This is a genomic window from Endozoicomonas sp. ALB115, from assembly GCF_049310245.1.
Classification (GTDB): Bacteria; Pseudomonadota; Gammaproteobacteria; order Pseudomonadales; family Endozoicomonadaceae; genus Endozoicomonas.
The window spans coordinates 1-21,443 of sequence record NZ_JBLYZG010000044.1 but is presented as its reverse complement, the minus strand read 5'-3'; the positions used below and the strand labels follow the sequence as shown (position 1 = coordinate 21,443).

Below are 21,443 nucleotides of genomic sequence, written 5' to 3'. Positions count from 1 at the left end.
GAGGAACGAATTAAAAAGCCGGATGAGATCCGGCATCTGATTATCATGCTAACTGGTGCCAAACCTTTCCAGGCTGGCCCTCCTTTCCCTTTCTGAGCGACGCATAAACCACCAGCCAAACAGGGCTGCCAGAGAGACCACCAGAATAATCAGCGTCGCCATGGCGTTAATTTTTGGTGAGATCCCCAGGCGCACCGAAGAGAATACCACCATTGGCAGAGTGGTCGAGCCCGGGCCGGAGACAAAGCTGGCAATCACCAGATCATCCAGAGACAGGGTGAACGCCAGTAACCAGCCAGCGGCTAACGATGGGGCAATGGTTGGAATCGTGACCAGAAAGAACGTCCGCAGTGGTGTTGCACCAAGATCCATCGCCGCCTCTTCAATAGAGCGATCCACCTCCCGCAACCTGGCGCCAACGACAACAGCCACATAAGCGGTGGAGAAGGTGACGTGGGCGATCCAGATGGTCAGCATGCCCCGTTCCATGGGCCAGCCGATCAGGTCGGCCATGGTGACAAACAGCAGCAGCAGCGACAGGCCGGTAATCACATCGGGCATCACCAGGGGTGCCGTCAACATGCTGTTGAAGGCGGTTCTGCCACGGAATTTGCCAAAGCGGTCAAGGGCAAAAGCCGACACCGTACCCAGAATGACCGCCATGGACGCGTTATAGAAAGCAATTCTCAAGCTGATCCATACCGCGCCCATCAGTTGTTCATCCTGAAACAGCTCCACATACCATTTGGTTGAGAAGCCGGCCCAGACGGTCACCAGTCGTGAAGCGTTAAAGGAGTAAAACACAAGGATAAACATGGGCAGATAGAGGAAGATCAGCCCAAGTATCAGCATGATGGTGGAAAAACCCGGTGTTTTGACTCTTCCCAGGGTGCTTGTGCGTTCAGTTGCTGTTTCTGTAGAAAGCGTCATTACAGGCTGGCCTCCAATTGCTTCGCCTGCTGGCGATTGAAGAAGGCGATGGGCAGACACAGGATCAACAGCATGATCATGGCCAGGGCACTGGCCAGCGGCCAGTCACGGTTGTTGAAAAACTCCTGCCAGAGCACTTTACCGATCATCAGGCTCTCAGGCCCACCCAGCAGCTCAGGAATCACGTATTCACCCACGGCAGGGATAAAGACCAGCATACAGCCCGCGACAATGCCACCCATGGACAGTGGCAGTGTAACTCTGAAAAAGGTTTCCCATGGCCGACAGCCCAGATCGTTGGCCGCCTCCAGCAGTGATTTGTCCAGCTGGGTCAGGTTGGCGTAAATAGGGAGCACCATAAAGGGCAGATAGGCATAAACGATGCCTATATAAACGGCGATGTTAGTGTTCAGGATCTGCAGGGGCTGGTCAATCAGGCCACACCACATCAGCAGGTTGTTCAATAACCCGTTATTTTTCAGTATTCCCATCCAGGCGTATATGCGGATCAGGAATGAGGTCCATGATGGCAGAAGTACCAGCATGAGCAGGAAACTTTGCTTTCTTCCCGATGCCTGAGCCATGGCGTAGGCCATGGGATAGCCCAGCAGAAGGCAGAAAAAGGTAGCGACCAGAGCCAGCCGTATCGAGGTCAGATAGGCCTGCAGGTACATCTCGTCCTCGGCCAGGAACAGGTAGTTGCCCAGATTTAAATTCAGTGTCAGTACTTCATCAAAGTACTCAAAGATGGCCGAATAGGGCGGAATGGCAATTTCTGCCGATGAAAAGCTGATCTTGACCACAATCAGGAAGGGGACAAGAAAGAATAGCAGTAGCCAGAGATAGGGGACGCCAAGAACGAGGCGACGTCCCCACAGCTCCCTTAAGGCGTTTAGCCTCTCTGGTCCCCACGCGGCTGCGGAGGCACCTTTTGTTAACAGGTTGGACATGACAGATTCCACAAAATATCCGTTACCAGTGGCTTACATGTACGGCGGTAAGCCTGAATAGTTTACGAAATAGAAAGCCTTCGGCTTTTAGCCAATGGAAAGCCTTCAGACTGTTCTTAAACACGAAAAATACTGAATAAGGTTAGCGGTGATTGATCAGCTATTCAGGACGACACCACTGTCATCATCCCAGCTGATATAGACTTCATCACCCCAGGTCGGGTTGTCGGCGGTCCGGATCACATTCGCCATGTTGGACTGTACCGTCATGCCCGACGGAAGCCGGATATGATAAACCGAATGTCCACCAAGATAGGCAATGTCGTGCACCACACCCTTGCTCCAGTTGTAGTTCCCTTCCGGCTGCTCCCGGGTCACCATGGTTTTTTCAGGACGCACGGCAATCCAGACTTTGCGGTCTTCCAGTGGTGCCATGATACCGTGGCCAATGTAGATCGGCTGTTGCACCTGTTGCGATTGAATGATGACGTAACCCGCTTCTTCTTCGGTGATTTCTCCTTCAAACATATTGACGGAGCCAATGAATTCGGCGGTCATGCGGCTGTTGGGGTTTTCGTAGATATCGATAGGGGTACCCACCTGGACAATCCAGCCGGCATCCATAATGCCAATGCGCTCGGCCATGGTCATCGCCTCTTCCTGATCATGGGTCACCATAATGCAGGTAACACCCACCTCTTCGATGATATCCACAACCTCAAGCTGCATGCGGCTGCGCAGCTTCTTATCCAGCGCACCCATGGGCTCATCCAGCAACAGCAATTTTGGTCGCTTTGCCAGGCTTCTCGCCAGGGCCACACGCTGGCGCTGGCCACCGGAAAGCTGATGGGGCTTACGGCGGGCATACTTTTGCATATGCACCAGTGTCAGCATCTCCTCTACACGCTGGGCAATGATGTCTTTGGGCAGGCGGTCCTGCTTTAATCCAAATGCCACGTTTTGCTCCACCGTCATATGAGGGAACAGGGCATAGGACTGAAACATCATATTGATGGGGCGCAGATACGGTGGCAGGTGAGTAATATTCTGCCCATCCAGGTAAATTTTGCCCTCAGACGGTGTTTCAAAGCCCGCCAGCATCCGTAGTAATGTGGATTTTCCAGATCCGGAGCCACCCAGCAGTGCGAAAATCTCACCCTTTTTAATATTCAGACTGACATTATCAACAGCGATAACGTCATCGAACTTTTTGGTGACCTGGTCGATTTTGACCAGGATCTCATTGCCTGAGCGACTTTTTGTCGCAGCTGTCGAAAGCGTCGACGGCGTTGGGGAATGTTTCGGGGAGGCAGATGCTGTACTCATCTAAAATTTTCTCCAGCCCGGAGTATAAAGAACAGGGTAGAACCCGGTGAGTGTGCTTTAATAGGCTCTGTTGACACAAGTTTATCGTTAGAAACTCAGGTTCGCTTGTGGTGACCATGGGTTCTTTGCTTATGAAAAGAGCCTTCAAACCCTCAAGGAAGTGAAAAGCCCGCGCATTGTCCATAAAAATGCAGGGATTGAAAATGATTTTGCGATAAACCCTGATGGAGGATATTAGTAATCCTCACTTGCAGATTCATCATTGGTACCCTAACCTCCCTCTGCTAGGAGGGGAGGTGATTTACCCATTAGATATTAGAATAACGGTTGTCTTAATCAGGATCTGTCCTAAAAAAGATGAATACAAAGCTCACTAATCCCTTATGCTATTGTGTTCCACTTTTCTTGGTGCCTGAACACGCATTGTCAATAAACGACTGAAATCATGAGAAGCCGAAAAGAAGTTGTTCGCCAGTTGGATCGTATCGATCGTAATATTCTCCGTACCCTGCAGGAGCAAGGGCGTATATCGTATGTAGAGCTGGCGGATAAGGTCGGGCTGAGTACGACGCCGTGTATGGAACGGGTCAAGCGCCTGGAAAGGGAAGGTATTATTCAGGGCTATTCTGCACGCCTGAACCCGAAGTATCTTCAGGCAGGGCTTCTTGTGTTTGTGGAAATCAGCCTCTATACCAAATCCGCTGATATCTTTGATGACTTCCGCAAAGCGGTCATCAAGCTGCCAAACGTGCTGGAGTGCCATCTGGTCTCTGGTCACTTCGACTATCTGGTCAAAGCCAGGATTTCAGAGATGGCCTCTTACCGCGAGTTGTTAGGGGATATTCTTCTGAAGTTGCCAGGGGTCAGGGAGTCCAAGAGCTATATCGTGATGGAAGAACTCAAGGAAACGCTCAGCCTGCCAATTGCAGATTAACCGTTACCTGGCTTGTTAAAGGTTGTTTGTGAGTGTTTGCTTCTGCTCTTATCGGCTTCAGAAAGGTATTTAACCTTCCTGAAGCTCGCCCGCTACCTGATAATCCCTTATGTAATAGTTCAATGCGACTTCGTCCTGGTCCTCGATACTGCGTAAAACAAAACCTGCGGCGAAATCAGCCTGTTCACTGACGGTTTGACACCAGACGCACTCGGCACTCATGGACACTCGATAAGCACCTTCCTGCGGCCCGGGCAGGATCAATGTGACATTCCGGGTTTCTGATGGCCTGACACCCCGATCGGTCAGGATGCTGAATCCTCCTTTTGAGACATCTTCAAGAATGCCGATAGACAGACCGGTGTCGTTATCCAGTACTTCTGCGGTTTTTTCCAGTGTTTTTCTGGGAAATCGACGCTTTTCTTGTTGTATTTGCGACATTTTGGCCTCCATGGATTAGAGGGAAGGAAGAACTAAGTTATCACCTTTTGTTTTCAAAATGCATCTTTTACCTGTTTTGCCAAAACAGGTGTTTATGAAAACGTGGTTTATGGATGGTGAGATTTTCAGTCAATTAGTTGATTTAAATAGCGGCCAATGGCGGCAGAGCATGATGTTTTCTAAAACTTATTGACTGTTGACAATAGGGCTTAACTTCCTCTGTAATCGAATAAGGCGTTATCAGAAAGCCTGGTTGTTGATAGAGCTTAAACCGCTGAATGTGATGAAAGTTCTACCCTGTAAAACAACAATAAATAGCCACGTCTGTCAGCTTGCCCTAACCCCGGGATGCCGATAGACAGGGCATTAAACCAGAGCCTGCTGCTCTGCAACATACGGAGGGATCCCGTCATGTTCAGACAGATTGCCGAGGCGCGTATCAACGATCTTCATTGCAAATTCGATGAAGAATCCGGCCTCAAATCCGTCATCGCTATTCACAGTACCCGCAGAGGGCCAGCCCTCGGTGGATGTCGAATCATTCCTTATTCTTCCTCTGACGAAGCCATCACGGATGCCATTCGCCTTGCCCGTGGTATGAGCTACAAATCAGCACTGGCTGGCCTGGATCTCGGGGGTGGCAAAGCGGTCATTATGGAACCGGAAGGTGACTATGACCGAACCGCGCTTTTCAAAGCGTTCGGGCGTTTTCTCAATGAGCTTGGCGGTCGTTATGCAACGGCTATGGACAGTGGCACAACGGTGGCGGATATGGACACCATTGCTACTCAGTCAGCCCATGTGACCTGTACTTCATCCGGTGGCAGCCCGGCACCTTTTACCGCTGAAGGGGTTTATTATGGCGTGCTTGCCTGCCTTAAAGCCCATCCCTCACTGCCAGATAATCTGAAAGGGTTAAGGGTCGCTGTGCAAGGGCTGGGTAATGTTGGCTATGCCCTTTGTCAGCGACTGTTTAACGATGGGGCACAATTGATTGTTGCCGATATCAATCAGGATCGTGTTGATCAGTGTGTCCGGGAGTTCGGTGCCAAAGTGGTGGCACCGGATGACATATATTCGGTGCCCTGCGATCTGTTCAGCCCCTGTGGCCTTGGCGGCGTTCTCAATAGCGACACCATTGGCAAGTTACAGTGTGCTGCTGTTGCCGGCTCAGCCAATAACCAGCTACTGACGGAGGAAGACGGTATTGCCCTCTTCGACCGCGACATTCTCTTTGCCCCGGACTACCTGATTAATTCCGGTGGATTGATTTTTGTCGCCATGACTTACCTGCAAAGCAGTCAGAGTGATATGCACCATCGCCTGCGTGGCATTCATGACACCCTGTTAGAGATTTTCAGCCGACAGAATCAGGCCGGGTTACCCGCCAGTGTTATTGCTGACCAGATGGCAGAAGCCATTGTGCATGATGATAACCCTTCACAGTTGACGGCATAGGGAGAACAGAAATGGATTTAACAGCAAACCCTTCCCTCGCCATGGCGCAGTTTCTGGATGCTGAAGGCGAAGTCATCAAGCGGCTGCCAGCCTGGGTCAGCAATCACGACATTCTCATTGATTACTACCGTTCCATGGTGATCGCCCGGCAGGCCGATCAAAAAGCGGTGGCATTGCAGCGGACCGGTAAGATGGGCACTTACCCTTCCTGTCTTGGACAGGAAGCCATCAGCACCGTGTGTGCTGCCCTGCTGGAAAAAGAAGATGTTCTGATTCCTTATTACCGGGATCTTCCGGGGTTGATGCGACGAGGCATCGCTCTGAGTGATGTCATGCTCTACTGGGGTGGTGATGAGCGTGGGAGTGCCAGTCCGGCCTGGGGTCAGGATCTACCGAATTGTGTTCCCATTGCGACACAGGCTGGCCACGCGGCCGGTATCGCCACCGCCATTAAAATCCGCCATGAGGCCGGTGACCCGTTGCAAGTGGCCTTATGTGCACTGGGTGATGGCGCTACGTCGAAAGGGGATTTTGGCGAAGCCCTGAATCTGGCCGGTGCCTGGCAGCTGCCCGTGGTTTATATCATTAACAACAACCAATGGGCGATTTCGGTTCCCAGAAAAATTCAGTCCGGTGCACCGACGCTGGCCCAGAAAGGGCTGGCCGCTGGCCTGCCGTCTTACCAGGTGGATGGTAATGATGTTATTGCCCTCCATGAAGTGGTCAGCGCCGCTATTGACCGTGCACGCCAGGGTAAGGGCGCTACCGTGATAGAAGCGGTCAGCTATCGGCTTTGCGATCACACCACGGCCGATGACGCCAGCCGTTACCGTGCCAGTGAAGAGCTCAAGGAGGCCTGGCAACAAGAACCCATCAAGCGGCTTCGTAACTTCCTGCACCACCGGGGGTTGTGGGATGAGCACAAAGAACAGGCTTTAAAAGATGAGGCTGACCGTATCATTGAGCAGGCCGTGGCAACCTACCTGAACACTCCGCTGCCCGCTATTGAAGACCTGTTTGATTATCACTACGCGAATATGCCAGCCCAACTGGAGCAACAGAAAAACGAGGCGCTTGCCAGAGAGCAGATGCGTCAGGAAAACATGAAATCAGCCGGAGGCCATCTCAATGGATAACAAACTGACCATGGTTGAGGCCGTCAACCTGGCGCTTGATCATGCTATGGACAATGATCCGGATGTTGTGTTGCTTGGCGAAGATATTGGGGTCAATGGTGGTGTCTTTCGGGCAACCCAGGGGCTGCGGGATAAATATGGCCTCAAGCGAGTGATGGATACCCCGCTGGCGGAAACCCTGATTGCCGGTATCAGTGTGGGTATGGCTGCCCAGGGGATGAAACCGGTGGCGGAAATACAGTTTATGGGGTTTATTTTTCCGGCAATGGAACAATTAATCTGCCACGCAGCACGCATGAGAAACCGAACCCGGGGGCGGTTGGCGTGTCCCCTGGTGCTGCGGGCTCCTTTCGGCGGAGGTATCCACGCCCCGGAGCATCATTCGGAAAGCACCGAAGCACTGTTTGCCCATATTCCCGGGCTAAGAGTGGTTATTCCATCGTCACCGGTCAGAGCCTATGGATTGCTTCGTGCTGCCATTAATGAGCCGGATCCGGTTATCTTCCTGGAGCCAAAGCGCATCTACCGGGCAAGTAAGCAGATAATTGATGCTGCCAGTGACCCGCTGCCATTGGACACCTGTTTCACGTTAAAAGTCGGGCAGGATGTCACATTGGTCAGTTGGGGGGCATCGGTTCGTGAAACCATGGAGGCAGCCGACATTCTGGAGGGGCATGGCATTTTTGCAGAAGTGATTGATGTGGCTACCATCAAGCCTCTTGATATGGAGACTATTCTGACGTCAGTCAGAAAGACCGGACGCTGTGTCATTGTTCATGAAGCTTGTCGGAGTTTTGGTGTGGGGGCCGAGATTGCTGCCGGTCTTATGGAAAGGGCGTTTGATGATCTGAAGGCCCCCGTTGAACGGGTGACCGGTTTTGATACGACAATGCCCTACTACAGGATGGAAGACCATTATCTGCCCCAGGTCGATGATATTGTCAGGGCATCGATCAAGAGTCTTGCCAGGCACTAGTACATAGTTTCAATGAGTTTGACGGGTTGTCGTGCCTCCATACTCCGTTCGTTCTGAGCCTGTCGAAGGACCCATAGGGCCTAAAGGCGGAAACTCCGGACTCTGATAGATCGTGCCAAGCACCCTTCGACTCCGCTCAGGGTGAACGGAGATTGTAAACGTCAAACTCATTGAAACGATGTACTAGGAACCTGTAGGACTGCAAAACCAGAAGCAGTCAGTATTTTTATAATAAAAAGGTACATTCATGCGCTTTTTCAATTTACCCGATTTAGGGGAAGGTATTCCTGAAGCCGATATTGTCGAATGGCATGTGGGAGAAGGGGATAGCATCAGGGAAGATCAGCCGATGGTCTCAGTCGAAACAGCCAAAGCCGTTGTGGAAGTTCCTGCACCCTGCACCGGAGTGATCGCCCGTCTTTTTGGCCAACCCGGTGACACTATTCTTACCGGAGCCCCGCTGGTGGAGTTTGTCACCGATGGGGAAGATAGCGGTACGGTAGTCGGCAAACTGGTCAGTGATGATGCCAGCACCAATAGCGATGATGCTTTTATTATTGGCTCACCAGCGGATGGCCAGATGCCACCGTCGTCTTCATCTCATAAGGTTCAAAGTGGGCTTCAATCACTGGCTGAGCAATTCCAGGTGGATCTGGGTGCTGTCACAAATCGTAGAACCGCTGCACAACCTGCCATTGCCTATCCCCTGGACAATCCAGAGCCATTGAAAGGTGTCCGCAAGCATATGGCCCGCACCATGGCAAAATCTCATGCTTCCGTCGTTCAGGTAACGCTGTTTGATGATGTGGATATTGATCATTGGGATGATAAAGAAGACATCACTGTTCGTCTGATTCAGGCAATTGCCAAAGCCAGTGCCGTGGAGCCTGCGCTTAATGCCTGGTTTGATGGCGCTTCCATGAGCCGTCAGCTTCATGATGCTGTTGACCTGGGCCTGGCGGTAGATAGTGACGAGGGACTACTCGTTCCGGTGATGCGTGATGTGGCAAAAATGAAGAAAGCAGAAGTACGAGAGAGTATCAATAAGCTCAGGGAAGGGGTGAAAGACAGAAGTCTGCCAAACTCAGAGCTTCAGGGTGCAACCATCACGTTAAGTAATTTTGGTGTCTTTGCCGGAAAATACGCGACACCGGTTGTTGTGCCGCCAACCGTTTGTATCATCGGTGTTGGCCGGTTAAGGGAAGAAATCGTCAGCGTTGATGGCAAGCCTGAGAGCCACCGTACCCTGCCTTTGTCACTGTCGTTTGATCACCGCGCAGCAACGGGTGGTGAAGCAACACGTTTCCTCCATGCAATGATTCAACAGTTGCAGAAGTAGTCAAAAATCCACATTATAAATTCTGGGGCAAGAAAAAATGCGCTATCACTTTGCGGTTAAAAACGCAGGGTTGTTTTGATAGTGCCACGCTTGTCGGGCAGCTTTTCCAAGGCTAAGTGCGAGACCACCAGAAGTTGTGAGCGATGAAGAATAATATCTCTGCCAGCATGCTGCAAGGAAGTCCGTTGTTATAAGTTGTTATGAAAAGTGCATCAATGTAGGCCAGATTTTTTCGACTGAATGTTCGTATCCCGCTTTTGCCGGTCATGACACCGAGTTCTCTGGTTTGTCGGACGGGCATTATATGCCACCTTTTTCTATAGCATTGTTGATCAGCATGAACTGCTTTTCTGGCATTCATAGCTACTCAATAAAAGTTATAAAAAAATGTGGTCAAAGTTCTGACTCTGCCGATAGCGTAATTGAGAAGGATAAGCTTCCAGATGAGCTATCGGTCAAACGTTCCTGGTCGTTGTTCAGGAATTCAAGCAGACAAAGGTGGGTGAAGGCATGGACATCTTCAATACATATCAGCAGAGATTTCAATCAACCCAGCAGGAAGAGCTGACCATCGAAGAGTATCTGGCACTGTGCAGGCAGGATTCTTCTGCCTATGCCAATGCGGCAGAGCGCATGCTTATGGCCATTGGTGAGCCGGAGATGGTGGATACCTCAAGGGACCCAAGGCTCAGTCGTATATTTTCCAATAAACTGATTAAGCGTTATCCGGCATTCCGTGAATTTTATGGAATGGAAGAGGCGATTGAGCAAATCGTTTCCTACTTTATGCACGCTGCCCAGGGGCTGGAAGAGAAGAAACAGATACTTTACCTTCTGGGGCCAGTGGGTGGTGGTAAGTCTTCTCTGGCAGAAAAGCTGAAGGCATTGATGGAGAAAGTCCCATTCTATGCAATCAAAGGTTCACCGGTTTTTGAGTCACCTCTGAATCTGTTTAATCCTGATGAAGATGCCGACATTCTGGAAAAAGAATATGGCATTCCCAATCGTTACCTGGGCGGCATCATGTCACCCTGGGCGGTTAAGCGGTTAAATGAGTTTGGCGGTGATATCACCAAGTTCAGAGTGGTGAAGCTGCATCCCAGTATTCTGAATCAAGTGGGTATTGCCAAGACCGAACCCGGCGATGAGAACAACCAGGATATATCCAGCCTTGTGGGCAAGGTGGATATACGACAGTTGGAAGAATACTCTCAGGATGACCCGGATGCCTACAGCTTCTCTGGCGCACTCTGCCGTGCCAATCAGGGCATGATGGAGTTTGTGGAAATGTTCAAGGCACCCATCAAGGTACTCCACCCGCTGCTGACCGCGACCCAGGAAGGTAACTACAACAGTACCGAAGGCATGGGTGCCATTCCTTATAACGGTATTATTCTTGCCCACTCCAATGAATCCGAGTGGCAATCATTCCGGAATAATAAGACCAATGAAGCCTTTATTGACCGGGTGAACATCGTCAAGGTGCCTTACTGCACCCGGGTGACGGAAGAGATTCATATATATGAAAAGCTGCTGGCTAATAGCTCACTCAAGGAATCCCCCTGTGCACCGGATACCTTGAAAATGCTGGCCAAGTTTACCGTCCTGTCGCGCATCAAGGAGCCGGAAAATTCCAATGTGTATTCCAAGATGCGGATCTATGATGGTGAAAACCTGAAAGATACCGACCCCAATGCCAAGCCGCTGCAGGAGTACAAGGATTCAGCGGGTGTTGATGAGGGCATGGAAGGTTTGTCTACCCGTTTTGCTTTCAAGATTCTTTCCAAGGTATTCAACTTTGACCCTACGGAAATTGCCGCTAACCCCGTGCACATGCTCTACGTACTGGAGCAGCAGATTGAGCAGCAGCAGTATCCGAAAGAGGTGCATGAGCGTTATCTGCGCTATGTGAAAGAGTTCCTGGCACCCAAATACATTGAGTCTCTGGGCAAAGAGATTCAGACCGCCTATCTTGAGTCTTACTCCGAGTATGGGCAGAACATTTTTGACCGATACATCACCTATGCTGACTTCTGGATTCAGGATCAGGAGTACCGTGACCCTGAAACCGGTGATATTCTCGACCGCTCGGCCATCAATGATGAGCTGGAGAAAATCGAGAAAGCGGCCAGTATCGCCAATCCAAAAGATTTCCGTAACGAAGTCGTTAATTTCGTGCTCAGGGCCAGGGCCAATCACAATGGCCAAAACCCGAGCTGGCTCAGCTACGAAAAAATGCGCACCGTGATTGAGAAGAAAATGTTCTCCAATACGGAAGACCTGCTTCCGGTGATCTCATTCAATGCCAAAGGCAGCCAGGAAGATCAGCGCAAGCACAATGAGTTTGTTAAGCGCATGGTAGAGAGAGGGTATACCGAGAAACAGGTCAGGTTACTGGCTGAATGGTATATCCGGGTGCGCAAGTCGCAGTAACTGCCGTCCGGGTAGAGAGGCAGGGCGAATGGATTCTCGCCCTGTTTGTCATAAAGGACACACAAGGAGCGTGTTCATGAGTATTATTATCGATCGACGGTTGAATGGAAAAAACAAAAGTACCGTCAATCGCCAGCGGTTTCTTGAGAGATATAAGAAGCACATCAAGAAAGCAGTGTCTGATGCTGTGAATAAACGCTCCATTACTGATGTGGTTTCTGGCAGCGAAGTCACCATTCCCCGAAAAGATCTTTCTGAGCCGGTATTCCGGCACGGTCAGGGTGGGCGTTATAAGCAGGTTCATCCGGGCAACAAGGAGTTTGTCAGTGGTGATCGTATCAAGCGGCCATCAGGCGGCAGTGGCTCCGGAAGCGGTAAGGGCAAGGCTGGCAACAGCGGCGAAGGGATGGATGAATTCAGCTTCCAGATAAATCATGATGAGTTCCTGGAGCATATGTTTGATAACCTTGAGCTGCCAAACCTGGTTCGGAAGCAGCTGGAGGATATGACGGAATTCAAGATTCGACAGGCAGGGTATACGACAGCAGGCTCTCCGGACCGCCTGAATGTGGTGCGCTCCCTGCGTTCAGCCCATGCCCGGCGTATTGCCTTATCCGGTGGTGATCGCCGGGAGATACGGGCACTGAAAAAAGAGCTCCGGGAAATGGAAGTCAGCCCGGATGAAACGGACCAGCAACGAGTTGTTGAATTAAGAGAACGGATAAAAGAGCTCAATGCCAAGCTGAAAAGACTACCATTTATTGATGACTTTGACCTGAAATACAACAACATGGTCAAAGTGCCTTCGCCCAGTAATAAGGCCGTGATGTTTTGTGTGATGGATGTGTCCGGATCCATGACTCAGGACATCAAAGACATGGCCAAGCGCTTCTTTATTCTGCTCTATCTGTTTTTGCAGCGTAATTATAAAGAGATTGAAGTGGTCTTTATCCGTCATCATACAGCCGCTAAAGAAGTGGATGAGGATGACTTTTTCTATTCCAGGGAAACCGGGGGAACCATTGTTTCCAGTGCCCTGGAAATGACCCGTGATGTGATCAACAAGCGTTACAGCCCGGTGGACTGGAATATCTATGTTGCCCAGGCATCGGACGGTGATAACTGGGAAGGAGATTCCAGTGTCTGCACCAAGATTCTCACCGAGCAGATTATGCAGAAGGTTCAGTATTACTGTTATGTGGAAATCACCGACCGTGCCCACCAGAATTTATGGCGTGAGTACCAGAGTGTAGCGGAGAAGTTTAAAGATCACTTTGCCATGCAGCAGATTAAATCGCCCAGTGATATTTACCCGGTTTTCCGTAAACTGTTTGAAAAAAAGGAAAATGCATGAGCAGCCAGTTGATTTCCAGTGAACCGGAGTGGACGTTTGAGCTAATTCAGGAATACGACAGGGAACTGGCCCGTCTTGCTGATCGCTTCCGCCTTGAAACCTACCCGAATCAAATTGAGATTATCAGCTCTGAACAGATGATGGATGCCTATGCCTCAACGGGTATGCCATTAATGTATAACCACTGGAGTTTTGGTAAACACTTTCTTCATACCCAGCAAAACTACCAACGGGGCAGAATGGGGCTGGCCTATGAAATTGTGATCAACTCAAATCCCTGCATTGCCTATTTAATGGAAGAAAATACCATGACCATGCAGGCACTGGTATTAGCCCATGCCAGCTATGGTCATAATTCATTCTTTAAAGGGAACTATCTGTTTCAAACCTGGACTGATGCCGAGTCCATTATCGACTACCTGTTATTTGCTAAACATTATATTGCACAATGTGAAGAGAAGTATGGCATTGAGGCGGTCGAGGAAATACTCGACGCCTGCCATGCATTAATGAATCAGGGGGTGAATCGATATAAACGGCCCCGGCCCTTATCCGCTGAGCAGGAACAGGCCCGGCAGGAAGAGAGGGCGGAGTATATCCAGAGGACTCTGAACGACATTTGGACCACCATTCCAAAGGTTGAGAAAGATGAGCAGGAACAGGAAGAGCGCTTTCCTAAAGACCCGGAAGAAAACCTGCTCTACTTCCTGGAAAAGAATGCACCGTTATTGGAAACCTGGCAGCGGGAGCTGTTGCGAATAGCCAGAAAAATTGCCCAATACTACTACCCTCAGAAACAGACTCAGGTGATGAATGAGGGGTGGGCCTGTTTCTGGCATTACCACCTTCTGCATGAGCTATACAATGAGGGCAAGGTGTCCGATGGTTTTATGCTGGAGTTTCTTCACTCCCATTCCAGTGTTATCTATCAGCCGCCTTTTGATAGCCCGCAATACAGTGGTATCAATCCATACACCCTCGGCTTCAATATGTTTATGGATATTCGTCGTATTTGTGAAAACCCTACCGATGAAGACCGGGAGTGGTTTCCGGATATTGCCGGTAGCGACTGGCTGGATACTGTGCACTTTGCCATGAAAAACTTTAAGGATGAAAGCTTTATTCTGCAGTTTCTGTCACCCAAAGTGATGCGAGATTTAAGACTGTTTTCAATTCTGGATGATGAGTCCCGCACTTATCTTGAGGTGGACAGTATTCACGATGAAACAGGCTATAAAGCCATCCGTGAGTCACTGGCCGCTCAGTATAACCTCGGCAATCGGGAACCAAACATTCAGGTTTATAATGTCAATATCCGGGGTGACCGCATGCTGACCCTCCGTCATTACCAGCATGAAGGTCGGCCATTGGGAAAAGAGACCGATGAGCTGCTGAAGCATATACACCGGATCTGGCAGTTTGATGTGGAGATTGAGTCGTTTGAAAATGGCGCAGTCACTCAAAGCTGGCAGTGCAGTGAGAATAAGAAACGCAAATAAACGTCGATTGATTGCTGGTACGCTTACGGTAAATATTAAGTAACTATCCATTAATTTTTGAACCACAAAGGACACAAAGAGCACAAAGGAAAAGAAAAGCTCTTCTTCGTGCTCTTTGTGTCCTTTGTGGTTCCCATTCAACATGATCCATATCGGAGTTATACAACTTATTCCTTTTGATCAAAAAAACAACCTGCCTGATTTTGGATTAATAAACTGACAGTTTTTACTATCAGTGATTCACATTATTTTTAAAATTTATATAATGGTACTTCCATCTAAAAAAATCTTGCTGTATAAAGTTCATCGAATTGAACATCTTTATTCCTAAGTAGGAAGTTCTATCAAGACCAAGGAGTCGTAGAGTAAATGAATATTTTTGAAGAAGTTCTGCATCGCCTCAGCAGCAAAACCCGTATTCGCTCACTGTTTAAAGATGTACACGCGGAAGATCTGGAGCGCATCATTTCCCGTCTGAACGATGTGCTGACTGAGAAGCAGGAAGCGCGTGCCAAAGACGAAGAGAAGCGTAAGAAGAAGCAGGAAAGCATTGAAGCCATCAAGCAGATTATGGCCGACCGTGGTGTTTCCATGAATGATCTGGGTGTGGGTAATCTGGAACCGGAAGAGACAGTACAGAAGCGTCGCAGAAACATTCAAAAGTACACTTTTGAATACGAGAACGAAGCGGGTGAGCGCATTAAGTGGGAAGGTGCCACTACTGGCCGTCTGCCACGTGATTTCCAGGCGTACCTGGAGCGTACTGGCAAGAAGCGTCTGGACTGCGCTCTGGAACAGATCGAAGAGTAAGTTTTATTCGCTCTGAATAAAAAAGGGTCTTGCAGACCCTTTTTTATTTTCTATTTTGGCAAATACGGCGTTAATATCATCATTTACCGGAAAGATCGTGTTCAACCGGCCTGCTATACGTTGACGACGTTGGCATGCTTGATTCTCGACAGGGGAAAGTGACATATAAAACGACTGCCTTTTCCCGGATGACTACTGATACTGATACGACCTTCATGCCTTAATAACACATGTTTTACAATCGCCAGTCCAAGACCGGTCCCCCCTGTGGCATGACTGCGGCTCTTATCCACCCGATAAAAACGCTCAGTCAGTCTTGGAATATGAACGGGGTCAATGCCAACACCATTGTCCTGAACCATCAGGTGTCCACCTTCCTGATCCTGCCACCACTTCACCTGCACCTTTCCTCCAGACGGGGTATAGCGGATAGCGTTATAAACCAGGTTAGAAAAGGCACTGCGCAGCTCCACGGCATCACCCGTTAATAAGGCATCATCGTCGCATTCAAGTTGTAACTGGTGCTGATTTTCACCGCTCAATGCTTTGGCGTCGTTAACGATACCGGCAAGCAGAGACTTAAGCGTCACTGACTGACTTATTCTTTCCGGTTCCGTCGCTTCAAGCCGTGAAAGTAACAAAAGATCCTCAATCAGTCGCTGCATTCTGGTTGCCTGCTCCTGCATTTGACCAAGGGCACGATTAAAGATGGGCGGTGTATCCGGATTCATTGCTATACCGTCACTCATGGTCTCCAGGTAACCGGAAATCACGGTTAGAGGTGTTCTCAATTCATGGGAAACATTGGCAACAAAATCGGTTCTCATGATTTCAAGCTGATGCAACCGGCTGACATCCCTGACCAATAGAAGTCGATTGCCCTGCCCATAAACGGTAATGGCTATTTGAAGCTGTCGGCTCTCATGCACCGGTGAATCGATCTTAATGGGCTCTTTGCCGTGGCTATTGTTCATATAGCGGGCAAATTTTGGATTTCTGACCAGGTTTGTCAGGAGCTGTCCCTGGTCATCGGGCATTTGCAGGCCCAGTAACTCTCCGGCGGCACGGTTCCACCACTCAAGGGAACCATTCTGGTCGGCCATGACGATTCCGTCGTTTAATGCTGCCGTTGAATCCTGTATGCGTTCTATCACGCTGGCAAGTCGCTGTTTTGAGCGGTTGTGTTTGCGCTGAATTCTATAAATACCGTCAAAGATCTCACCCCATACGCCTGTGCTTTCCGGGGGATCCAGCTCTTTGTGGGCAGCCTTATCAAGCCATATCAGCAATCGGTGCAGTTGCTGGTGGCTCCAGAGAAGGTAGAATAATGTGGCAAGAAAAAGCCCCAGAAAAATCCGGTCCGCCAGCCAGCCGACCAGCAGCCCGATGGCAAGCATTGACACTATTCGACCAGTAAACCAGGATCGGGCAGAGGTGGTCACAGGCAGTTCCGCAGTTTGTTGAGCTTATGGTGATTGATCCTGACCATCATTCTTATGTCATCAGGTGGTGATGAGGAAAACGTCACTGAAGCCATTTTCATTGAATTCCAGCATTCTACGCTTTAGTGGAAAAACGGTAGCCAGTACCTCTGACGGTTTGAATGTAATTCTCATAGCCACTGCCCAGCGCTTTTCTCAGGCGGCGAATATGGACATCCACCGTTCTCTCTTCAACATACACATTGCCACCCCAGACCTGGTCAAGCAACTGCCCACGGGAATAGGCTCGCTCCTGATGAGTCAGGAAGAACTGCAGCAGCCGGTATTCCGTTGGCCCCATTTCGGCCGGGTTGCCATCAATACTGACCCGGTGGCTGACAGGGTCCAGTTCCAGTCCTTTGACGACGATAGCCGACTGTTCGTCCATTCCATGAGTTCTGCGCAGTACGGCCTTAAGTCGGGCAGCGAGCTCGCGGGGGGAGAAAGGCTTGGTGATGTAATCATCCGCACCGGTTTCCAGCCCCTGGATTTTATGGTCTTCTTCCCCTTTGGCGGTCAACATAATGATCGGAATTTCTGCTGTCAGCTGGTCACGCTTAAGTCGTCTGGCCAGTTCGATACCCGAGATATCCGGTAGCATCCAGTCCAGAAGGATCAAATCGGGTCGGTTATCCACCACCAGTGAGTGCGCCTGCTTTGCATCAGCTGCTTCCAGGCACTGATAACCAGCCATTTCCAGCGCCATAGCGACCATTTCCCTGATGGGTGCTTCATCATCCACAATTAGAATTGTTTTGCCAGACATGAGAATACCCCGGGGTTGAATGAGAGAAGATTGCTTTGGTAACCGTTTATCTTTATGACAGGTATTACAGCGAGGGAATGTTACAGAAAAATGACGTTGAGGAAAATTTGATGGACTTTTTGCGGGTTGTCCAACCCATGAGTTACTGTTTTCCCGTCGTTGAAGTGATAAAGGGGAGGTGAAGGTTGAGCGCTTTCGGCTCAACCTTCAAATTCAGGTGTTTCAGTCAGTCATCACAGAGAACAGACCAGACCGAGAAATATGGCGGCACCAACCCAATGATTAGAAAGAAAGGCTTTGAAACAAGGATCCCTTTCACGGTTGCGGGTTAACCATTGCTGGTGGGTAAAACCTGCGGCGGCGGCAACAAGGCTGACATAGAATGGCCAGGCTAATTCCAGCTGTAAACCCAGCATCAGCAGGGCTATCAGGGTAAACGTCTGAAAACAGGCAATAATCAGATTATCCATTTCGCCAAATAAAATGGCGGTGGACTTAATGCCGATCTGCAGATCATCATCTCGGTCCACCATGGCATACTGGGTATCGTAGGCGACAGTCCATAACAGATTGGCGATAAACAACAGCCATGTCTGAGTGGTCAGTGTGTCGGCCTCGGCGGCAAATGCCATGGGGATGGACCAGCCAAATGCGGCACCCAATACCACTTGCGGCAGATACGTGTGTCGTTTGGCAAAAGGGTAGGCTGAGGCGAGTAGCAGGGCGGCAAAGGAGAGATAGATGGTCAGGGCATTGGTGGTCAACACCAGGAGAAAGGCCACGAAAAACAGGCTGGCGGCGTATATCAGGGCTTCTTTCGGGGTTATCTTTCCGGTCACCAACGGACGTTGCCGGGTTCGTTTTACATGACCATCAAAATGTCGGTCAGCATAGTCATTAACAACACAGCCAGCGCTGCGGGTCAGCACCACCCCAAGAATGAAAACCACCAGATTACCAACAGAGGGTATGCCTTCGGCCGCGAGCCAGAGCGCCCAGAGTGTTGGCCATAGCAGTAGATAAATGCCAATGGGGCGATCAAGGCGAGCCAGTTGAATAAAGTCTTTCCAGCGTGGTACGTGCTGATCCAGCAGCTCTGCACATTTATCAGCGCCTGTTATCGATTGTATAAATTTCATCTGCGCCCTTGGAGTTCTGTGTTTTGGAAATATAGTCAGGGCCTTCCAGCCGACACATGTTTTGCCGATAAAAAAATGAGCACAGGCTGCCATGTGTCCAATATCTATGTAGTCTTGTCGGCCTACCAGAGCAAATTGCTTATAGCGGGAGACTATCATGTTTACAGAAGACTTACGCCCTCTTCAAGAACAACTTTTCAATCACTCCATCTACCAGAAAATTAACAGTGTGGAGACGTTGTCGGCCTTTATGGAAGCTCATGTATTTGCTGTATGGGATTTTATGTCGCTGGCGAAAAGATTGCAGCTTGAGTTTACTTCCATGCAGCTACCCTGGGTGCCAGTTACGGATGCCCCGTCTGCCCGCTTCATTAATGAAATTATTCTCTATGAAGAGACGGATAAGGATCTTCATGGCACGCCCATGAGTCATCTGGAAATGTATCTCGCTGCCATGAATGAAGTATCCGCGGATACCAGCAAAATCGAACAGGTAATTTATAGCATCAAGACAGGGGTTCCCTGGCAGCAGGCCCTGGTGGTTGCTGAGGTACCGGAATACATTCAGGCATTTGTTTCGGATACGCTGAAGATCGCCCAGTATGGTTCGTTACCGGAAGTGGCCAGTTATTTTCTTTTCGGCCGTGAAGATGCCATTCCGCAGATGTTTTCTTCCCTGTTGAATCATTGGGAAATCCCCCCGGCGTCCGTTCCTGCCATGACCTACTACCTTGAGAGACATATTGACCTTGATGGGAATGAGCATGGCCCGGCAGCAGAGAACCTGCTGAAACAGTCTATAAATGGGGACAAAACTGCCGAAGCATCGGCCGTTGCCAAGGCGAAAGAGGCTATTTCAGCACGAATAAGATTTTGGGATGGTCTTGAGAAGCAATTGGACAAAGTTACCGCTGGACAGGGGGCTGTTGACAAAGCAGAGCCTATACTACCCGGTTTTATCTGAGACCTATGTACGGGACAAAACCTGAAGCAGGGTCTGAAATCCAATCTGATCATTTTTTGAACCTTCGTTTTTCAAAACCCTGCGGAGCATGTCTATTCCCAGTCTGAACAGAGCTTTGGCTGGCCGCATATGCTTATTCAGAGGGAGTTCTTTCGCTTCACCATAATGCCAGTGACCAGCAATCAAACACCAGGCAAATGTCAATGCAAGCATGCCCATTAGCTTTTCCATGCGGTCTAGATCCGTCATGTGGGTAGACTTAAGATCAAAGCCTCGACTTTTCAGGCAACCAAACAGCGTTTCTATCGACCAACGCTTAAAGTAGTCCTCAATCATGGTGTCTGGTTTCTGGGTTGCCACGACAATTAAAAGCCCCTTGATTGTGCGCCTTGCAGCAATATACAGATAAATACCTGAGACTTTGCGTTTGCTGTGCCAGGTCACTGTCTGGTCAAGCTTTATGTTCCAAAATAATTGTGCGGCTTTGATATTCTTGCCACAGTTACCCAGTACAGTAGTGCTTTCCTTGATTCGCAGTCGACAGACGATGCCCTGATTGTCCAGCCATTTGAACCAGTCACGGCCAATGAATTCACGATCAGCAAGTAGCTCATCTATCTTATCCGCTGGAATCAATTTCAGGGTTCGCTCCATGCAGAGTGTGTATCTGTCGAGATTCAGCCAGTGAAGTATCAGTTTACCCAGCTGCTCATAACAGTAGGTGTAACCGGCAAAAAAGCGCTTTATGCGGCGATAGCTTGATTCTGCCTGAGACTGACCTTGGAACTCTTCTGCCACACGATAAAGATTGCATGAGCGCCCACGTATCAAGCCGAGAATGAATTGTGCAAGAAATATAATCCGGGCTTGATGCCAGGGCAGATGAGCTTTAAGCTCCTTGGCTAATGAGCTGACTTCTTCCATGTACTTCTACTACGATAATCTGTTCGGAGGTTAGAGACCGCATAGATTACCTTACATGGGAAGTCAGCTCATCCCATCTAAACTCTTGCCAGCTCTGGCCTCCAGATTTTTTGTCCCGTACATAGGTTTCTCGGTTCATTGAATATAGTCACGACATTTCGGAGAATCATAACCGTAACCAGGCCAGCAATTCCCGCAAAAAATAGAAAAATGAAGATTTTCCGTAGCTTCTCAAAAACTGCTGGGTAACCAAACTACCAAGTATCTAAAGCCCTTGGTAATCACCGATACAGTACTATTGTTTTGTATATTTTTATCGGTTCCCAGCACTTTTTGAGAAGCTACGATTTTCCCTTAATTGTTTTATTGATTTTTTAGACACAACCAGAACCATCAGAAAAAAAACTGATCAATAGGTTAATTTAAATACACTGAAGAAAATGGTTTTTTATTGGTAACTATGCCGTATCAGGAAATAAACTCCGGATGCTGATCATTTTTCGTTTTGGCTGTTCACCAGGTTTAACTCGCTTGCCTTTTGCTTTTGGTTCAGGTGCTCCCTGCAATATCAGCCCCTTCATGA

Annotated in this window: 18 protein-coding genes; 10 read left to right on the top strand and 8 right to left on the bottom strand. The window is 49.3% G+C overall.

The annotated features are described in order from the left end of the window. Nucleotides 1-48: 48 nt before the first annotated feature. From ACO6VE_RS17315 to potA, 3 genes are all read right to left on the bottom strand, one after another. Complete coding sequence (locus tag ACO6VE_RS17315) at nt 49-852, bottom strand: ABC transporter permease subunit (RefSeq protein WP_422444730.1); 804 nt, start codon at nt 850-852, stop codon at nt 49-51. Between the two features lie 77 nt (nt 853-929). Beyond that, nucleotides 930-1,880, bottom strand: coding sequence for an ABC transporter permease subunit (locus ACO6VE_RS17310; protein ID WP_422444044.1), 951 nt, complete (start codon nt 1,878-1,880; stop codon nt 930-932). Between the two features lie 156 nt (nt 1,881-2,036). Then, nucleotides 2,037-3,206 carry a polyamine ABC transporter ATP-binding protein gene (gene potA / locus ACO6VE_RS17305; RefSeq protein ID WP_422444042.1) on the bottom strand — a complete coding sequence of 390 codons (1,170 nt, stop codon included), beginning with the start codon at nt 3,204-3,206 and terminating at the stop codon, nt 2,037-2,039. 445 nt (nt 3,207-3,651) lie between these two features. Here potA and lrp point away from each other — a divergent pair, with 445 nt between their 5' ends. Further along, a complete protein-coding gene (gene lrp, locus ACO6VE_RS17300) occupies nt 3,652-4,140 on the top strand; it encodes a leucine-responsive transcriptional regulator Lrp (RefSeq protein ID WP_020582577.1) in 489 nt (162 codons plus the stop codon). A gap of 69 nt (nt 4,141-4,209) precedes the next feature. Here lrp and ACO6VE_RS17295 read toward each other — a convergent pair whose 3' ends face one another. Continuing rightward, complete coding sequence (locus ACO6VE_RS17295; RefSeq protein WP_163371993.1) at nt 4,210-4,581, bottom strand: PilZ domain-containing protein; 372 nt, start codon at nt 4,579-4,581, stop codon at nt 4,210-4,212. A 411-nt stretch (nt 4,582-4,992) separates the two neighbouring features. Between ACO6VE_RS17295 and ACO6VE_RS17290 the strand changes: the two genes are divergently transcribed. The 8 genes from ACO6VE_RS17290 to ACO6VE_RS17255 all read left to right on the top strand — a co-directional run bounded on the left by ACO6VE_RS17290 (nt 4,993) and on the right by ACO6VE_RS17255 (nt 15,586). After that, nucleotides 4,993-6,039 (top strand): Leu/Phe/Val dehydrogenase, encoded by a 1,047-nt coding sequence (locus ACO6VE_RS17290; protein ID WP_422462520.1) that lies wholly within the window; start codon nt 4,993-4,995, stop codon nt 6,037-6,039. An 11-nt stretch (nt 6,040-6,050) separates the two neighbouring features. Continuing rightward, the gene (pdhA, locus tag ACO6VE_RS17285; protein ID WP_422462518.1) at nt 6,051-7,175 is read left to right on the top strand and encodes a pyruvate dehydrogenase (acetyl-transferring) E1 component subunit alpha; all 1,125 of its coding nucleotides are present in this window, start codon (nt 6,051-6,053) and stop codon (nt 7,173-7,175) included. Beyond that, entirely contained in the window at nt 7,168-8,151 is a 984-nt protein-coding gene (locus ACO6VE_RS17280; RefSeq protein WP_209203214.1) for an alpha-ketoacid dehydrogenase subunit beta, read from the top strand. The genes pdhA and ACO6VE_RS17280 overlap by 8 nt, the downstream gene beginning before the upstream one ends. Before the next feature lie 247 nt (nt 8,152-8,398). Beyond that, nucleotides 8,399-9,490, top strand: a complete 1,092-nt coding sequence (locus ACO6VE_RS17275; protein WP_422462516.1) for a dihydrolipoamide acetyltransferase family protein — start codon at nt 8,399-8,401, stop codon at nt 9,488-9,490. Between the two features lie 510 nt (nt 9,491-10,000). Next, complete coding sequence (locus ACO6VE_RS17270) at nt 10,001-11,923, top strand: PrkA family serine protein kinase (RefSeq protein ID WP_101748262.1); 1,923 nt, start codon at nt 10,001-10,003, stop codon at nt 11,921-11,923. A gap of 76 nt (nt 11,924-11,999) precedes the next feature. After that, nucleotides 12,000-13,277, top strand: a complete 1,278-nt coding sequence (locus ACO6VE_RS17265) for a YeaH/YhbH family protein (protein WP_101748263.1) — start codon at nt 12,000-12,002, stop codon at nt 13,275-13,277. After that, nucleotides 13,274-14,776 carry a SpoVR family protein gene (locus ACO6VE_RS17260; protein WP_163371990.1) on the top strand — a complete coding sequence of 501 codons (1,503 nt, stop codon included), beginning with the start codon at nt 13,274-13,276 and terminating at the stop codon, nt 14,774-14,776. Before ACO6VE_RS17265 ends, ACO6VE_RS17260 begins: the two co-directional genes overlap by 4 nt. Before the next feature lie 369 nt (nt 14,777-15,145). Then, the gene (locus tag ACO6VE_RS17255) at nt 15,146-15,586 is read left to right on the top strand and encodes an H-NS family nucleoid-associated regulatory protein (protein WP_209277133.1); all 441 of its coding nucleotides are present in this window, start codon (nt 15,146-15,148) and stop codon (nt 15,584-15,586) included. A 113-nt stretch (nt 15,587-15,699) separates the two neighbouring features. Here ACO6VE_RS17255 and phoR read toward each other — a convergent pair whose 3' ends face one another. From phoR to ubiA, 3 genes are all read right to left on the bottom strand, one after another. Next, nucleotides 15,700-17,028, bottom strand: coding sequence for a phosphate regulon sensor histidine kinase PhoR (gene phoR, locus ACO6VE_RS17250; protein WP_422444029.1), 1,329 nt, complete (start codon nt 17,026-17,028; stop codon nt 15,700-15,702). Nucleotides 17,029-17,143: 115 nt separating this feature from the next. Beyond that, nucleotides 17,144-17,833: a phosphate regulon transcriptional regulator PhoB gene (phoB, locus tag ACO6VE_RS17245; RefSeq protein WP_101748266.1), complete on the bottom strand. Its 690-nt coding sequence runs from the start codon at nt 17,831-17,833 to the stop codon at nt 17,144-17,146. A 233-nt stretch (nt 17,834-18,066) separates the two neighbouring features. After that, complete coding sequence (gene ubiA, locus ACO6VE_RS17240; protein WP_422444027.1) at nt 18,067-18,972, bottom strand: 4-hydroxybenzoate octaprenyltransferase; 906 nt, start codon at nt 18,970-18,972, stop codon at nt 18,067-18,069. A 157-nt stretch (nt 18,973-19,129) separates the two neighbouring features. Here ubiA and ACO6VE_RS17235 point away from each other — a divergent pair, with 157 nt between their 5' ends. Beyond that, nucleotides 19,130-19,936 (top strand): DUF3050 domain-containing protein, encoded by an 807-nt coding sequence (locus ACO6VE_RS17235; RefSeq protein WP_422444025.1) that lies wholly within the window; start codon nt 19,130-19,132, stop codon nt 19,934-19,936. Between the two features lie 3 nt (nt 19,937-19,939). Here ACO6VE_RS17235 and ACO6VE_RS17230 read toward each other — a convergent pair whose 3' ends face one another. After that, nucleotides 19,940-20,860 (bottom strand): transposase, encoded by a 921-nt coding sequence (locus ACO6VE_RS17230; RefSeq protein ID WP_422444023.1) that lies wholly within the window; start codon nt 20,858-20,860, stop codon nt 19,940-19,942. Nucleotides 20,861-21,443: the final 583 nt, after the last annotated feature.

Coding starts and splice junctions, on each gene's coding strand:
- ACO6VE_RS17315 (WP_422444730.1), bottom strand. CDS start 852: ATGCTGATACTTGGGCTGATCTTCCTCTATCTGCCCATGTTTATCCTT.
- ACO6VE_RS17310 (WP_422444044.1), bottom strand. CDS start 1,880: ATGTCCAACCTGTTAACAAAAGGTGCCTCCGCAGCCGCGTGGGGACCA.
- potA (WP_422444042.1), bottom strand. CDS start 3,206: ATGAGTACAGCATCTGCCTCCCCGAAACATTCCCCAACGCCGTCGACG.
- lrp (WP_020582577.1), top strand. CDS start 3,652: ATGAGAAGCCGAAAAGAAGTTGTTCGCCAGTTGGATCGTATCGATCGT.
- ACO6VE_RS17295 (WP_163371993.1), bottom strand. CDS start 4,581: ATGTCGCAAATACAACAAGAAAAGCGTCGATTTCCCAGAAAAACACTG.
- ACO6VE_RS17290 (WP_422462520.1), top strand. CDS start 4,993: ATGTTCAGACAGATTGCCGAGGCGCGTATCAACGATCTTCATTGCAAA.
- pdhA (WP_422462518.1), top strand. CDS start 6,051: ATGGATTTAACAGCAAACCCTTCCCTCGCCATGGCGCAGTTTCTGGAT.
- ACO6VE_RS17280 (WP_209203214.1), top strand. CDS start 7,168: ATGGATAACAAACTGACCATGGTTGAGGCCGTCAACCTGGCGCTTGAT.
- ACO6VE_RS17275 (WP_422462516.1), top strand. CDS start 8,399: ATGCGCTTTTTCAATTTACCCGATTTAGGGGAAGGTATTCCTGAAGCC.
- ACO6VE_RS17270 (WP_101748262.1), top strand. CDS start 10,001: ATGGACATCTTCAATACATATCAGCAGAGATTTCAATCAACCCAGCAG.
- ACO6VE_RS17265 (WP_101748263.1), top strand. CDS start 12,000: ATGAGTATTATTATCGATCGACGGTTGAATGGAAAAAACAAAAGTACC.
- ACO6VE_RS17260 (WP_163371990.1), top strand. CDS start 13,274: ATGAGCAGCCAGTTGATTTCCAGTGAACCGGAGTGGACGTTTGAGCTA.
- ACO6VE_RS17255 (WP_209277133.1), top strand. CDS start 15,146: ATGAATATTTTTGAAGAAGTTCTGCATCGCCTCAGCAGCAAAACCCGT.
- phoB (WP_101748266.1), bottom strand. CDS start 17,833: ATGTCTGGCAAAACAATTCTAATTGTGGATGATGAAGCACCCATCAGG.
- ubiA (WP_422444027.1), bottom strand. CDS start 18,972: ATGAAATTTATACAATCGATAACAGGCGCTGATAAATGTGCAGAGCTG.
- ACO6VE_RS17235 (WP_422444025.1), top strand. CDS start 19,130: ATGTTTACAGAAGACTTACGCCCTCTTCAAGAACAACTTTTCAATCAC.
- ACO6VE_RS17230 (WP_422444023.1), bottom strand. CDS start 20,860: ATGGAAGAAGTCAGCTCATTAGCCAAGGAGCTTAAAGCTCATCTGCCC.